The sequence below is a fragment of the Streptomyces sp. NPDC001700 genome (genome assembly GCF_053596435.1).
Window position 1 is genome coordinate 70,426 of record NZ_JBSFGE010000015.1, and the last position, 12,930, is coordinate 83,355.

13 protein-coding genes are annotated in these 12,930 nt (G+C 72.3%); 8 read left to right on the forward strand and 5 right to left on the reverse strand.

Annotated features, from left to right (window positions below):
* Positions 1 to 27: 27 nt before the first annotated feature.
* Positions 28 to 1,443, reverse strand: coding sequence for an MFS transporter (locus ACWC5C_RS26520; protein ID WP_450879228.1), 1,416 nt, complete (start codon positions 1,441 to 1,443; stop codon positions 28 to 30).
* Between the two features lie 167 nt (positions 1,444 to 1,610).
* Here ACWC5C_RS26520 and ACWC5C_RS26525 point away from each other — a divergent pair, with 167 nt between their 5' ends.
* From ACWC5C_RS26525 to ACWC5C_RS26545, 5 genes are all read left to right on the forward strand, one after another.
* Positions 1,611 to 2,537 (forward strand): helix-turn-helix transcriptional regulator, encoded by a 927-nt coding sequence (locus tag ACWC5C_RS26525; protein ID WP_450879230.1) that lies wholly within the window; start codon positions 1,611 to 1,613, stop codon positions 2,535 to 2,537.
* A 255-nt stretch (positions 2,538 to 2,792) separates the two neighbouring features.
* On the forward strand, positions 2,793 to 4,166 hold the full coding sequence (locus tag ACWC5C_RS26530; RefSeq protein WP_450879231.1) for a DEAD/DEAH box helicase: 1,374 nt from the start codon (positions 2,793 to 2,795) through the stop codon (positions 4,164 to 4,166).
* A gap of 83 nt (positions 4,167 to 4,249) precedes the next feature.
* Positions 4,250 to 4,558, forward strand: a complete 309-nt coding sequence (locus ACWC5C_RS26535) for an SCO5918 family protein (protein ID WP_450879233.1) — start codon at positions 4,250 to 4,252, stop codon at positions 4,556 to 4,558.
* Positions 4,559 to 4,736: 178 nt separating this feature from the next.
* Positions 4,737 to 5,729, forward strand: a complete 993-nt coding sequence (locus tag ACWC5C_RS26540) for a sporulation protein (protein WP_450879235.1) — start codon at positions 4,737 to 4,739, stop codon at positions 5,727 to 5,729.
* A gap of 92 nt (positions 5,730 to 5,821) precedes the next feature.
* Complete coding sequence (locus ACWC5C_RS26545) at positions 5,822 to 6,277, forward strand: tellurite resistance TerB family protein (protein ID WP_385446419.1); 456 nt, start codon at positions 5,822 to 5,824, stop codon at positions 6,275 to 6,277.
* A 26-nt stretch (positions 6,278 to 6,303) separates the two neighbouring features.
* Here the strand turns inward: ACWC5C_RS26545 and ACWC5C_RS26550 are convergent, their stop codons facing one another.
* Both ACWC5C_RS26550 and ACWC5C_RS26555 read right to left on the reverse strand, forming a co-directional pair.
* A complete protein-coding gene (locus ACWC5C_RS26550; RefSeq protein ID WP_450879238.1) occupies positions 6,304 to 7,242 on the reverse strand; it encodes a M56 family metallopeptidase in 939 nt (312 codons plus the stop codon).
* 6 nt (positions 7,243 to 7,248) lie between these two features.
* Entirely contained in the window at positions 7,249 to 7,644 is a 396-nt protein-coding gene (locus ACWC5C_RS26555; RefSeq protein ID WP_385446421.1) for a BlaI/MecI/CopY family transcriptional regulator, read from the reverse strand.
* Positions 7,645 to 7,770: 126 nt separating this feature from the next.
* On the opposite strand from ACWC5C_RS26555, the gene ACWC5C_RS26560 reads away from it, so the two are divergent.
* Both ACWC5C_RS26560 and ACWC5C_RS26565 read left to right on the forward strand, forming a co-directional pair.
* Positions 7,771 to 8,346 (forward strand): TerD family protein, encoded by a 576-nt coding sequence (locus ACWC5C_RS26560; protein ID WP_450879240.1) that lies wholly within the window; start codon positions 7,771 to 7,773, stop codon positions 8,344 to 8,346.
* Between the two features lie 45 nt (positions 8,347 to 8,391).
* Positions 8,392 to 9,084 (forward strand): hypothetical protein, encoded by a 693-nt coding sequence (locus tag ACWC5C_RS26565; RefSeq protein ID WP_450879242.1) that lies wholly within the window; start codon positions 8,392 to 8,394, stop codon positions 9,082 to 9,084.
* A gap of 11 nt (positions 9,085 to 9,095) precedes the next feature.
* Here ACWC5C_RS26565 and ACWC5C_RS26570 read toward each other — a convergent pair whose 3' ends face one another.
* Positions 9,096 to 9,821: a DUF899 domain-containing protein gene (locus ACWC5C_RS26570; protein ID WP_450879244.1), complete on the reverse strand. Its 726-nt coding sequence runs from the start codon at positions 9,819 to 9,821 to the stop codon at positions 9,096 to 9,098.
* Positions 9,822 to 9,952: 131 nt separating this feature from the next.
* Entirely contained in the window at positions 9,953 to 10,579 is a 627-nt protein-coding gene (locus ACWC5C_RS26575; protein ID WP_450879246.1) for a DUF4232 domain-containing protein, read from the reverse strand.
* A gap of 185 nt (positions 10,580 to 10,764) precedes the next feature.
* On the opposite strand from ACWC5C_RS26575, the gene ACWC5C_RS26580 reads away from it, so the two are divergent.
* Positions 10,765 to 12,921, forward strand: coding sequence for a protein kinase domain-containing protein (locus ACWC5C_RS26580; protein WP_450879248.1), 2,157 nt, complete (start codon positions 10,765 to 10,767; stop codon positions 12,919 to 12,921).
* Positions 12,922 to 12,930 lie beyond the last annotated feature (9 nt).

Consider the following 12,930-nt stretch of genomic DNA (forward strand, 5'->3'; position numbering starts at 1 on the left):
CGTGCGTAACGGGACAGGGGAAAGGGGTCAGCGGGCGGCGCGGCGTACGGGCTCCAGCAGCCACGTGGCCGCCACGCTCGCCGCCACCACCGCCGCGGCGATCAGGAGACTGGTGTGCAGCCCGGAGACGAACCGGGCGCGGTCGGCGACCAGTGCGCCGAAGGCGGCGACGGCCAGGGCGCCGCCGAGCTGCCGGGCGGAGTTCAGCACACCGCTGGCGACGCCCGCGCGCTCGGCGGGCACCTTCTCCAGCAGCAGCGCCGTCATCGCGGGCATCGCCATCCCGCCACCGGCGGCGACGGGCACCATCAGCAGCACCGTCGGCCAGACCGGCGCCGTGGCGGGCAGGGCCACCATCGAGAGCAGGCCCGTGGCCATCAGCAGCTGACCGGTGACCATCGGCATCCGCGCGCCGAACCGCGTGGCCAGCCGGGCGGCGACGGGGCCCACGAAGGAGGTCAGCACGCTCATCGGCAGGAACGCGACCCCGGTGGCGAGCGCGCTCAGCCCGTGCACCTGCTGCAGAGAGAGCCCGAGCAGGAAGATCATCCCGTAGAAGCCGACGTTCAGCGCGAAGCCGATGGCCGCCGTGAGCGACATCGTGCGGGAGCGCAGCAGCGGCAGCGGCGTCATGGGATGCCGCCCCCGGGCCTGCGCGAGTACGTAGACGACGGCCGACACGACCGCCACGGCGAGGGCGGCCAGGACGGGCGGGGCGCCGAAGCCGACGGCTCCGGCCTCGATGGCCGCGTACGTCAGCCCGCCCATGGCGGCGACGGCGGCGATCTGACCGGCCAGGTCGAACGGCACCGCCTGGCGCGGGGACGGCTGGGCGTACCGGAGGAGCAGCAGGGCCACCGCGCCGACGGGCAGGTTGACGAAGAAGACCATCCGCCAGTCGATCACCGTGAGCAGTCCCCCGGCGACGGGCCCTGCGGCCGCGCCGACCGCGCCGCTCACGCCCCACAGGGCGATGGCCCGCGCGCGCTCGGCCGGGTCCGGGAAGGTCTCCCGCAGCAGGGCGAGCGACGACGGCAGGACCATCGCGGCGCCGACCCCCTGCACCAGCCTCGCCGCCACCAGGACGCCCAGGTTCGGCGCCAGCCCGCACACCAGGGACGCCGCGACGAACAGGGCCAGACCGGCGGCGAACGCCTGGCGGGCCCCGATCCGGTCGCTGATCGCGCCCGCGGACAGCAGGAACGCGGCGAAGGTGAGGGTGTATCCGTCGACCACCCATTGCAGCCCCGTCATCGCGCTGCCGAAGCCGCGCCCGATCGAGGGCAGGGCGACGTTCACGATCATGGCGTCGACCATGATCGTGAAGAAGCCGACCAGGACGGCGGCCATGGCCGTCCGCCCGCCGGGCCTGCTGCGCGGCGGCGGATCAGCGGGAGCTGCCTGCAGTGGGGTGGACGGAGCGGACGGGACGGACGGGGACACGGGACGATCTCCTGCGCTGGGAAGCGGGGTGGGCTGACGGAGATCGAGCCTCGCGTTTTTCCGGCCCCGGTGGCAGGCCGGGCCGTACCGGGGAGCGGCGTTCAGGGGTAACGACAGGGCCCCCCACGCGGCTGCCACGCAGGTCAGCGCGGTGTGACACTGACGCTATGGCATCCGAGCAGAGCACCAGCGGGTCCAGTGGCACCGGCTCCAGCGGTGGCGGTATGGAGCTGGGCCAGTTCCTGCGCGCCCGCCGCACCCAGACCCGCCCCGAGCAGGTCGGCCTCACCGTGGGCACCGGGCTGCGCCGTACCCCCGGCCTGCGCCGCGAGGAGCTGGCCACGCTCGCCGGGATGAGCATCGACTACTACGTACGCCTGGAACGCGGCAAGGAGACCCGCCCCAGCCCCGCCGTGCTCGACGCGCTCGCCCGCGCGCTGCGCCTCGACGACGCCGAGCACCAGCATCTGCGCGATCTCGCCACCCGCGCGGCCCGGTACGCCCCCGAGCCGCCGCCCCCGCCCAGCCGGACCGTGCGCCCGCACCTGAAGCTCATCCTCCAGACGCTGCGGCCGAGCCCCGCGTACGTCATCAGCCGCAGCATGGACCTGCTCGCCTGGAACCCCGGCGGCCTCGCCCTGTACGCGGGCGTCGCCGACTGGCCCGTCAAGCAGCGCAACATCGCCCGCTACCTCTTCCTCCACCCCACCGCCCGCGCCCTCTTCCCCGACTGGGAGGAGCAGGTCCGCGGCTGTGTCGCCCGGCTGCGCGCCCTGGCGGGCACCGCTCCCGACGCCCCCGACCTCACCCACCTCGTCGGCGAACTTCTGCTGAAGAGCCCCGACTTCGCCACCCTGTGGGAGCGCTACGACGTCGTCGGCCGCAAGCGGCCCCTGAAGACGTTCCACCATCCCGAGGTCGGGGTCCTCACCCTCAGCGCCCAGAGCATGCAGCTCGAAGGCACCCCCGGCCAGCGCCTCGGCGTCTACACCGCCGAACCGGGCACCCCCGACCACGACGCGATGCTCCTGCTCGACCTGACCGCACCCGATACCTCTGGCGATCAGGTGAGAAATCGTCCCAACGCGCGGTGAAGATTTCTGAGGCGGGGGGCGAAACCTGCTAATTTATCATGCTCGGCCGATCTCACCGTGCTACTGTTGACACGGTTGCAATTGTGGCCCCTGCGTTCGTCTGCATTTCCGCGGGTTCCGCTCTTCCAGCATTTTGCGGACGCTCCGACCTGGGTTGGATCTGTACCACTTTTGCTTGGCCCGTTCTTGCGATTCTCTGCGCTGCTCAGCGCTGCGGGAATTCCTTGATGCGTGCCGCTTCGAGGAAGGTTCTGCATGAACCGCACACGTACGAAAAATCGGGAGTTCACCCTTCCGGTAACAGCCAGTCCCGCACTCCCCGCCGTCGAGGCGTTCGCCGATCTCGACATGCCCCGCCCCCTGCTGGGGGCGCTCGCCGCCGAAGGCATGACCGTACCGTTCCCGATCCAGGCGGCGACCCTGCCGAACGCCCTCGCGGGCCGTGACGTACTCGGCCGAGGGCGCACCGGATCCGGCAAGACCCTCGCCTTCGGCCTGGCGCTGCTGGCCCGTACGGCCGGTCGGCGGGCCGAGCCCCGGCAGCCGCTGGCCCTGGTGCTGGTGCCCACCCGGGAGCTGGCGCAGCAGGTCACCGACGCGCTCACGCCGTACGCCCGCTCCGTGCGGCTGCGGTTGGCCACGGTGGTCGGCGGGATGGCGATCGGCAGGCAGGCCAGTGCGCTGCGCGGCGGGGCGGAGGTCGTCGTCGCGACGCCGGGCCGCCTGAAGGACCTCGTCGAGCGGGGGGACTGCCGCCTGGACCAGGTCGGCATCACCGTCCTGGACGAGGCCGACCAGATGACCGACATGGGCTTCATGCCGCAGGTCACCGGGTTGCTGGAGCAGGTGCTCCCCGGCGGGCAACGGATGCTGTTCTCGGCCACCTTGGACCGCAACGTCGACCTTCTGGTCCGCCGGTACCTGACGGACCCGGTGGTCCACTCCATCGACCCGTCCGCCGCCGCGGTCACCGCGATGGAGCACCACGTGCTCCATGTGCACGGCGCGGACAAGCACCGGGTGACCACCGAGATCGCGGCGCGCGAGGGCCGGGTGCTCATGTTCCTGGACACCAAGCACGCCGTCGACCAGCTCACCGGCCACCTGCTGAACAGCGGTGTACGGGCCGCAGCGCTGCACGGCGGCAAGTCGCAGCCCCAGCGCACCCGGACCCTGGACCAGTTCAAGACGGGTCATGTGACGGTCCTGGTGGCGACCAATGTGGCGGCACGCGGGATCCATGTCGACAACCTCGACCTGGTGGTCAACGTGGACCCGCCCGGTGACCACAAGGACTACCTCCACCGGGGAGGCCGCACGGCCCGCGCCGGTGAGTCCGGTCTCGTCGTCACCCTGGTGACGCCCGGTCGGCGCCGCGCCGTGGACCGTCTCATGTCGGACGCCGGAATCCGCCCCCGGACCACCCAGGTCCGCTCGGGCGAGGCCGAACTGAGCCGTATCACCGGCGCGCAGACCCCGTCGGGCGTGCCGGTCGTCATCGCCGCACCGGCGGCCGAGCGCGCCGCCGCCCCTGGTGGTCGGCGCGGTCGTGGTGCCAAGGGCCGCAGGCCCGGCCAGGCGGCGCGCCGCACCGCTCAGCGGCGGTCCACCCTCGACACGGCGGCCTAGCGGGTGGTTTCCCTCCTTCCTCTCCCCTTCCTCCTCCCTCCGATCTCCTCCTCCCCCTCCCTCCGAGCTGACTGCGAGGCATCATGCGCTGCGTCATCGCCCGTTACCCGTTCGATCTGACCAAGAGCGGGGTGCTGGCGTCGATGAAGGACGTCACGCCCGAGCCCATCACGGGCGAGTCCGTGCTCATCGGCCGCCGCCAGTACCCCGTGAAGCAGGTGGGCGAGGTCATCACCAGGCAGGACCGGCGCGACTTCAGCGCCGGTGAGGTCACCCGGGCCATGACCCGGCTCGGCTTCACCTGCCGCTCCGTCCCCGTCGTCGCACCCCCGGAGGCCTCCACTCCGTTTGAGCGGGCGTCGGCTCAGCTCGGCACCCCCGAGCCCATGTAACCGACCGGCCTCACCGACCGGTGTAACCAACCGGTCCAACCAACCAGGACCGGGACAGCGGGACACCGCTCCCCCTATGCTTCTACATGCTTGTAGAGACGCGAACGCCGATGTGCGGATCGCGCTCTCACTCGCGCCCGGAACAGAACGCATAGGCATATAAGGAGTGGACGCCACGATGGTGTTCAAACGACTGCTCGGCTCGCTCGGTGTCGGCGCTCCCACCGTGGACACCGTGCTGGACCCCGGTCCCGTACGTCCCGGCGGGCCGCTGACCGGGCAGGTCCATCTCCGGGGCGGCAGCGCGGACTTCGAGATCGAGCAGATCACCCTGGACCTCGTCGCCCGGGTCGAGGCCGAGCACGGCGACGAGGAGCGCGAGGGCACCGTCGTCTTCGACCACTTCACGGTGGGCGGCGGATTCCGGCTCGCGGAGGGTGAGCAGCGCAGCCTGCCGTTCACCGCGCATCTGCCGTGGGAGACGCCCGTCACCGAGCTGTACGGGCAGTCGCTGGGCATCGCCCTCGGGGTCCGTACCGGCCTTGAGGTGGCGGGCGCGCGGGACAAGGGCGACCTGGACCAGCTGACGGTGGGTCCGCTGCCCGCCCAGGAGGCCGTGCTGGAGGCGCTCGGACAGCTCGGCTTCGGCTTCAAGTCCGCCGATCTGGAGCTGGGTCACATCGGCGGGACGGGGCAGCGGCTGCCGTTCTACCAGGAGATCGAGCTGACTCCCGCTCCGCAGTACGCCCACGCCTTCAACGAGCTGGAGGTGACCTTCCTCGCGAACCCCAGCGGCCTGGACATCGTCCTGGAGGCCGACAAGCGCGGCGGGCTCTTCTCCCCGGGGCATGACGCGCTCACCCGCTTCACCGTCGGCCATGACGGCGTCGAGGACCGCGACTGGAACGCGGAGGTCGACGGCTGGATCCGGCAGCTCGTCGACAGCTCCCCCGCGTACGCCTCGCACGCGCACGGCTCGCACACGCACGGCTCGCACCACGAACACGACCACGGGCACGACCACGGGCACGGCAACCACCGCTCCGGCCCCAGCACCGGAGCCATCGTCGGCGGCGTCGCGGCGGGCGTCGCGGTCGGCGTCGTCGGCGGCTTCGTCGCGGCGGAGGTCGTCGACGAGATCGGCGACGCCTTCGAGGACGAAGAGGACTGAGCCCCGCACCCCACACCCCTCGGCCACTCCGCTCTGCTAACTTCTACAGTGTTGTAGAAGTTAGCAGTCAGCGACGACGTACGGAGTTGGTCATGGCCCTGTGGGACCGCATCAAGGATTCCGCCCAGACGATGCAGAGCCAGCTGCTCGCCAAGAAGAACGACCTCAAGAGTGGTGCGTTCCGCGACGCCAGCATGGCGATGTGTGCCCTGGTGGCGGCGGCGGACGGCTCGATCGACGCGTCCGAGCGGCAGCGCGTCGCCCAGCTGATCGCCACCAACGAGGTGTTGCAGAACTTCGCCGCGGACGACCTGCGGTGGCGTTTCGACGACTACCTCGACAAGCTCACCGCGGACTTCGACTTCGGCAAGGTCAGCGTCCTCCAGGAGGTGGCCAAGGCGAAGAAGAAGCCCGCCGAGGCCCGTGCCGTCATCCAGATCGGCATCGTCATCGGCGGCGCCGACGGCGACTTCGACAAGACGGAGCGGGCCGTGGTCCGCGAAGCCTGCTTCAGCCTGGACCTGGACCCCGCCGAGTTCGACCTGTAGTCGGCGGGGCCGTTACAGCGCAGCCGTTACAGCGGGGTCGCCGCCTGGAGGACCCGGAAGAGCGCGATCGCCGCGTTCGCCGAGGACAGCGCGGACGCGGTGGTCCCCCCGGCGGCGACCCAGGCGGCGACGCCCGCCGCCGTGTACGCGGGCGGCCAGTGCCGGGCGGACGGCACCGGGCCCAGCAGCGCGGCCACCCGGCGCGGGACCGGTCCGGGCGCGGCGAACCCGGCCAGCGTCGGGGCGGGGGTGCCACGGGAGACCAGCGCGGCCTTGCCGACCGCCCTCGCCACGACCTTGCGGTCCGCCACCGCACCGGCCGCCTCCTCGTCCGCCCACCGCTCGGCGCAGTACGCGACCGCTCCGCGCAGCGGGAGCAGCAGGGGGTTGGCCCGCGCCGCCAACTGAGCGGCCAGCAGATAGCGGTGATGCCGTCCGGCGAGATGGGCGTGCTCATGAGCGATCAGGGCGCGCTGTTCGGAGGCGTTCAGACAGGCGAGCATCGCGGTGGAGACGACGATCCGGCCGGGCCTGCCGGACGCGGCGGGCAGCGCGTACGCGTACGCCTCGTCGTCGGGCAGGGTCGTGACCAGCTCGTCGGCCAGCCCGGCAACCGCCTCCTGGGCGCGCCGCCGCGCCCGGAGGTGCCGCCGAACCGTCGCCGCGCACGCGAGGGCGACGGGGATGAGCGCGAGGATGGCCGCCTTCCCGGCGACCTCGTCGAACGGCACCGCCGCCCGCACCTCGGGGTCCGACCAGCCGTCCGGCAGCGGGTTACCCGGCAGCTGGGCCGTGCCGACGACCACCAGCAGCGCCAGGCACAGCGTGGAGGACACCGCGAGGACGCCTCCCACCAGCGACAACAGCCGGGTGGCGCGGCGTGGATGGAGGTACTGCTCGGCAAGCCGCGTGATCGGCAGCGCCGTTAACGGCAGAACCAGGGGCAGAAAGACGAACATACCCAACGCGGCTCAGTCTCCCTCCGCTTCGCTCAACAGGCCACGCAGCAGCTGCTCGTCGTCGGCCGTCAGACCCGTCACAAAGCTGGCCAGCACCGCTCCCCGGTCGTCCTGGCCGTCCAGGACCCGGCGCATCCGCAGCGCCGCGAGCCCCGCCTCATCCGACTCCGCCTGCCATACGAACGACCGGCCCGCCCGCTCCCGGGTCACCGCCTGCTTCGCCTGCAGCCTGGAGAGAATCGTCATGACCGTGGTGTACGCGAGATCGCCGTCGAGCCGCTCCTGCACCCAGGCGGCCGTCACCGGGCCGTCCGCCCGCCGCAGCACCGCCAGCACCTGCGCCTCCAGCTCGCCCTGCCCCCGCCGCCGGAAGCGCGGGCCCGGGTCGCCCTCGTCCTGCTCTCTCACGCCATCTCCCTCCGGCACGCCGCCGACAACCAGCCGTCAGGTGACGGTACAGGGTCCACTTACTTCTACAGTGCTGTAGATTCTTATGGGTATACGCCGCATCCATCGACCACCAAGGAGAAGATCGTGGGAGTTTCCCTGTCCAAAGGCGGCAACGTCTCACTCAGCAAGGAGGCGCCGGGCCTGACCGCGGTCCTGGTCGGCCTGGGCTGGGACGTACGGACGACCACGGGCACCGACTACGACCTCGACGCCAGCGCCCTGCTGTGCGACGAGGCCGGAAGGGTCGTGTCCGACCGGCACTTCGTCTTCTACAACAACCTCACCAGCCCCGACGGTTCGGTCGAGCACACCGGCGACAACCTCACCGGTGAGGGCGAGGGCGACGACGAGTCGGTCAAGGTGAACCTGGCGGCGGTCCCCGCCGACGTCACCCGCATCGTCTTCCCCGTCTCCATCCACGACGCCCAGAGCCGAGGCCAGAGCTTCGGCCAGGTCCGCAACGCCTTCATACGGGTGGTCAACCAGGCCGACAACGCCGAACTCGCCCGCTACGACCTGAGCGAGGACGCCGCGTCCGAGACCGCGATGGTCTTCGGCGAGCTGTACCGCCACGGCGCGGAATGGAAGTTCCGCGCGGTCGGCCAGGGCTACGCCTCGGGCCTGGCGGGCATCGCCGCCGACTTCGGCGTCAGCCTCTGACCACCGCGCCGCCCCCGCCCCCGGGCCTGACCTGAGGACACCGACATGAATGGCACCCCACCCGCGTTACGGCCGGAAGACGAACCCGACGTCGAACGGGTGCTGTGGCAGGCGCTGAACACCCCGGAGATCCGCGCGGCCCTGCGGCGGCACGGATCCGCCGGGGGCGCGGCGGCCGAGCGGCTGCGGGCGCGGGCCCTCGCCGAACGCACCGGCATCGCCACGGCCGCCGCCCCCGAGTACGCCGCCTACCTGCGCCAACGCACAGCGGCAGCCCCCGGCGTACGCATCCCCTCCGCCCCGGCGGGCGCACGCGGACTGCTGCCCGCGCTCGCGGTCCTGGCGCCGGTGCTGGCGGCGGCCGCGACCGCGGTCTTCCTGCTCCTCGGCTCCGTCCTGGGGCTCGGCAGCGCGGGGCGCGAACTGGGCGACGCGCTGCTGACCGCGGGGCAGACCGCGGCCGTGATCACGGCGGTGACGACGGCGTGCGGAGTGGCCTGGCTGCTCAGCACCGCCGCCCGCCACCGCACCCCGGCCCCGCCCAGCGCCACCCCGGGCACGGCCGAGGCCCGCGACACCTGGCGGCGTGCCCTGCTCGAACGTGGCGTCCTCCCCTACCTGCGCGCCGAGCTGCGCCGGACCGAGCCGAGCCGGACCGCCCCTTCCGGCCACCGCCCGAGCCTGGGCTACACCAGCCCGGACTTCGCGGGCCCCGCCCTTCCCGACCAGCGCGGCTGAACGACCAGCCGTCAGCTCGGCTGGTGGCGGGGGCCTCGGCGGGTTTGGGCCAGCCATTCCGGGGGCGGGTCGGCGGCGCCGTAGGTGTCATGCCAGTCCCACCACTCGTACGGCGCGGTCTGGGGGTAGCCCTCGGGGGAGTTCTCCCAGCTCTCCTGCCGCCCCAGGGCGGTCATGTCGAGGTAGCTCCAGGTGCTGCCCAGGGACTCGTCGCCGCGCGCGTTGATGAGGTAGGTGCGGAAGACGTGGTCGCCGTCGCGGATGAAGGCGTTCGTGCCGTGCCACTGGTCCACGTCGAAGTCGGCGTCGAAGTCGTCGGTGATCGTGTACCAGGGCATCGTCCAGCCCATCCGCGCCTTCACGTCCTCGATGTTCCGCTGCGGCGCGCGCGAGGCGAAGACCAGCGTGGTGTCGCGGGCGTTCAGATGGGCGAGGTCGCCTACGTGGTCGGCGACCATGGAGCAGCCACGGCAGGCGTGCTCGGGCCAGCCGAAGACGCCGGGCTCGAAGAAGGCGCGGTAGACGATCAGCTGGCGGCGGCCCTTGAACAGGTCGAGGAGGCTCACCCTGCCCTCGGGGCCGTCGAACGCGTACTCCTTCTCCACCGCCACCCAGGGCATCCGGCGGCGCTTGGCGGCCAGCGCGTCATGGGCGTGGGTCAGCTGCTTCTCCTCCACGAGCAGCTCCTGGCGCGCCTCCTCCCACTCCCCCGGCGAGACGATCGGCGGAGTCTTCATGATGACCACCTTCCGGTTCGGTCGGCCGACCCCTTCATCCAGGGTCTGCCGCCGCGCTCCCGGACGCACGCCGATCGACAAAGCCCCAGGCCAGCGGCCTGGGGCTGAGGGTGCCGAGGGTGCGGGCGAGGTTACTTTCCGCTGCCGACGGGCTCCACCTTGATGGCGGAGGTGGCGCTGTCGGAGGCGGGGACGTTGATGGTGACCGGCACGGAGGCGGCGTGGGTCTCTCCGGGCGGGGTGACGGCGAGGCTGGTGAAGGTCGCGCCGGTGCCGCCGGAGGTGTTCGGCGGGTAGGTGAGGGTGAAGCGGGTCTCCTCGCCGGGCTTGACGCTGACCTTCTGCGGGGTGTCATCGCCGCGTTCGGCGCTGATGGACCCGTCCTTGCTCTTGAGGTCGACGCCGGGGAAGCCCTGGAGGGCGCAGTCGGCGGACCCGGTGTTCTTGAGGTTGACGAGGAGGGTGCCCTCGCCCATGCCGTGGGAACTGCTGAACTCGAGCTGGGACGTCTTGCAGGCGTCCGAGCTGGCCCCGCCGCCCGCGTCGGCGCCACCGCTCGCGCCGATGTCGCCGGAGGAACCGGAACCGTCGGAACCGTCGGAGCCGTCGGGGCTGTCCGTGCCGGTGTCCGACTTCGGGGCGGCGGATGCGCTGCTGTCGCCCGAGCCCTGGGAGGAGGAGTCGCCCCCCTGGCAGGCGCTGAGCGAGAGACCGGCCGCGACGGCCAGGGGGAGGAGGGAGATTTTCTGAACGCGCATCATTTCTCTTTCAGGGCGGTGCCCCAGGGCGGGCAGGGGGCATTCCGTCCAGCGACCCCCTGATGCATGGCTATTACACGCGTCCTGGGCATGATCACCTTATCCCGGCCACCCGCGCCGGTTAGGCGCGGCCTAACCTAGGGGCGGTTGTGGGGGGTTGGGTTAAGGGGAAAGGGGATCCGGCTATGCCGCTGAGTACCGATGATCCGGCGTCCATCGGCGGTTACGTCCTGCTCGACCGGCTCGGGTCGGGCGGTATGGGGATCGTCTATCTGGCGCGGTCGGCCTCGGGGCGGCAGGTCGCGGTCAAGCTCACGCACGCGCAGTACGCGCAGGACGAGGAGTTCCGGACGCGCTTCCGGCAGGAGGTCGCGGCGGCGCGCAGGGTGAGCGGGGCGTTCACCGCCGCCGTCGTGGACGCCGATCCGGAGGCCGAGCGGCCGTGGATGGCCACGCAGTACGTGCCGGGGCGCACCCTCGCCGAGGCCGTGCTGCGGGACGGCCCGTTCGGCGGGCGGGAGTTGCGGCGGCTGGGGCTGGGGCTCGTCGAGGCGCTGCGGGACATCCACCGCGCCGGGGTGGTGCACCGGGATCTGAAACCGGCCAACATCCTGATGGCCGGGGACGGGCCGCGCGTCATCGACTTCGGCATCTCGCGGGCCGCCGACAACCAGACGCTCACCGTCACGGCGGGGCGGGTACTCGGTACGCCGCGCTTCATGTCGCCGGAGCAGCTGCGCAGCCCACGGGACGTCACCGCCGCCTCGGACGTGTTCTCGCTGGGGGCGCTGGTGGTCTACGCGGCCATCGGCATCGGGCCGTTCGACGCCGAGAGCCCGTATCTGTCGGGGTACCAGGTGATGTACGAGCCGCCGGTGCTGGACGGCGTGCCGGAACCGCTCGTGGGGCTCGCCAAGCGGTGCCTGGACAAGGATCCGGACGCGCGGCCCGGCCTGGACGAACTGCACCACCTGCTCGGCGCGCTGCCGGACTTCGCCGCCGCGACCGCCCCGGAGGCGGCCCCGAAGCGTCCGGCTCCGCGCCTGGCCCCGCCGGAGAAGCGGGCGCGGCGGAAGCCCGGGCGGCGGGCGATCCTCCTCGGGGTCGGCGCCGTGGCCGTCGCCGGGCTGGTCGCGAGGGTGGCCTACCGCGTGGTCGACGAACCGCCGCCGTACCGCCCCTCCACCGCCGCCAGCGCCGTCGCACACCCGGTGTCCCTGCCCGAGGGCTGGCGCCCGTGGCGGACGACGCTGCGGTACGAGGCCCCGCTGCCCCCGCTCGTGTACGGGGACGCCGCGTGCGTACCGGACCGTGGCGTCGCCCTGTACTGCGGCGGCAAGGGCTTCACCGTGGCCAAGGTCGACGCCGCCACCGGCAAGGTCCAGTGGCGGAACGGCACCAGGCCGCAGGACGCGCGCCCCATCGGGGTGCGGGACGGCCTCGTCTACAGCTACTCCGCGCCGGAGGACCAGGGCCGCCGGGTGACCGCCCTGGACACCGACACCAAGAAGCAGCGGTGGGAACGCGGGATCAGCCAGTCCGCGTCGGTGCGCCTGTTCCACGGCGGGCTGCTGACGCTGTCGGCCGACGACCGTCAGCTCGTCGCCTACGGGAAGTCGGGGCAGCCGCTGTGGCAGTCGCCCGCGCTGGAGGGGCAGTTCTGCGACCCGGCGACACCGGTCGCCTCCGGCGTCCCGTACGCGCTGTGCTCGCGGCTCACGTCGGACGGGCTGGCCGAGGAGGGCCCGTACACCCTGCTGCGGCTCGACCCCGCCGACGGTTCGCGGCGCGCCGTCGCGAGCCTCCCCAAGAAGGCGCTGCACCTCGGCTCCGAGGACGGGGCGCCGCTCTTCCTCGCCCCGCAGACGGCGAAGGAGGTGTACGAGGCCGGGTACGAGCGCCCGTACAACGCGCTGATCCGGGTGGACCCGCGCACCGGCGACACCACGCGCGTCCCGCTGCGGCACCCCGTACACGGCTCGGCCACCCTGCTGAACGGGGTCGTCTACGCGGTGCGGACCAACGGGACGGTCACCGCGCTGTCGGCGCGCAGCGGCGAGCAGCTGTGGCAGCGGGAGACGGAGACGGAGAGCCTGTCCGCGCCGGTGGAGTCGAAGCGGCAGGGCAGGCTCTACTTCGCCAACCGCTTCGGCCGCCTGCTGTCGCTGAACAGCGCCACCGGGGCGGAGGTGTGGCGCACCTCGGCGCTGACCGAACCCGGGGACACGGCGCAGGAGCGGCCGCCGTCCGTGCTGCTCGTCAAGGACGCGATCGTGGCGATGGCCGGGGACACGGTGTTCTCCGTACGCCCGGATCAGCCGAAGCTCCCCTCCTCGCCGTGACTCGGCCGG

Excerpts from the sequence above, each read along its gene's own strand:
- ACWC5C_RS26545 (WP_385446419.1), top strand. The coding sequence starts at position 5,822 with ATGGCCCTGTGGGACCGCATCAAGGATTCCGCCCAGACGATGCAGAGC.
- ACWC5C_RS26535 (WP_450879233.1), top strand. The coding sequence starts at position 4,250 with ATGCGCTGCGTCATCGCCCGTTACCCGTTCGATCTGACCAAGAGCGGG.
- ACWC5C_RS26575 (WP_450879246.1), bottom strand. The coding sequence starts at position 10,579 with ATGCGCGTTCAGAAAATCTCCCTCCTCCCCCTGGCCGTCGCGGCCGGT.
- ACWC5C_RS26570 (WP_450879244.1), bottom strand. The coding sequence starts at position 9,821 with ATGAAGACTCCGCCGATCGTCTCGCCGGGGGAGTGGGAGGAGGCGCGC.
- ACWC5C_RS26580 (WP_450879248.1), top strand. The coding sequence starts at position 10,765 with ATGCCGCTGAGTACCGATGATCCGGCGTCCATCGGCGGTTACGTCCTG.
- ACWC5C_RS26530 (WP_450879231.1), top strand. The coding sequence starts at position 2,793 with ATGAACCGCACACGTACGAAAAATCGGGAGTTCACCCTTCCGGTAACA.
- ACWC5C_RS26540 (WP_450879235.1), top strand. The coding sequence starts at position 4,737 with ATGGTGTTCAAACGACTGCTCGGCTCGCTCGGTGTCGGCGCTCCCACC.
- ACWC5C_RS26525 (WP_450879230.1), top strand. The coding sequence starts at position 1,611 with ATGGCATCCGAGCAGAGCACCAGCGGGTCCAGTGGCACCGGCTCCAGC.
- ACWC5C_RS26565 (WP_450879242.1), top strand. The coding sequence starts at position 8,392 with ATGAATGGCACCCCACCCGCGTTACGGCCGGAAGACGAACCCGACGTC.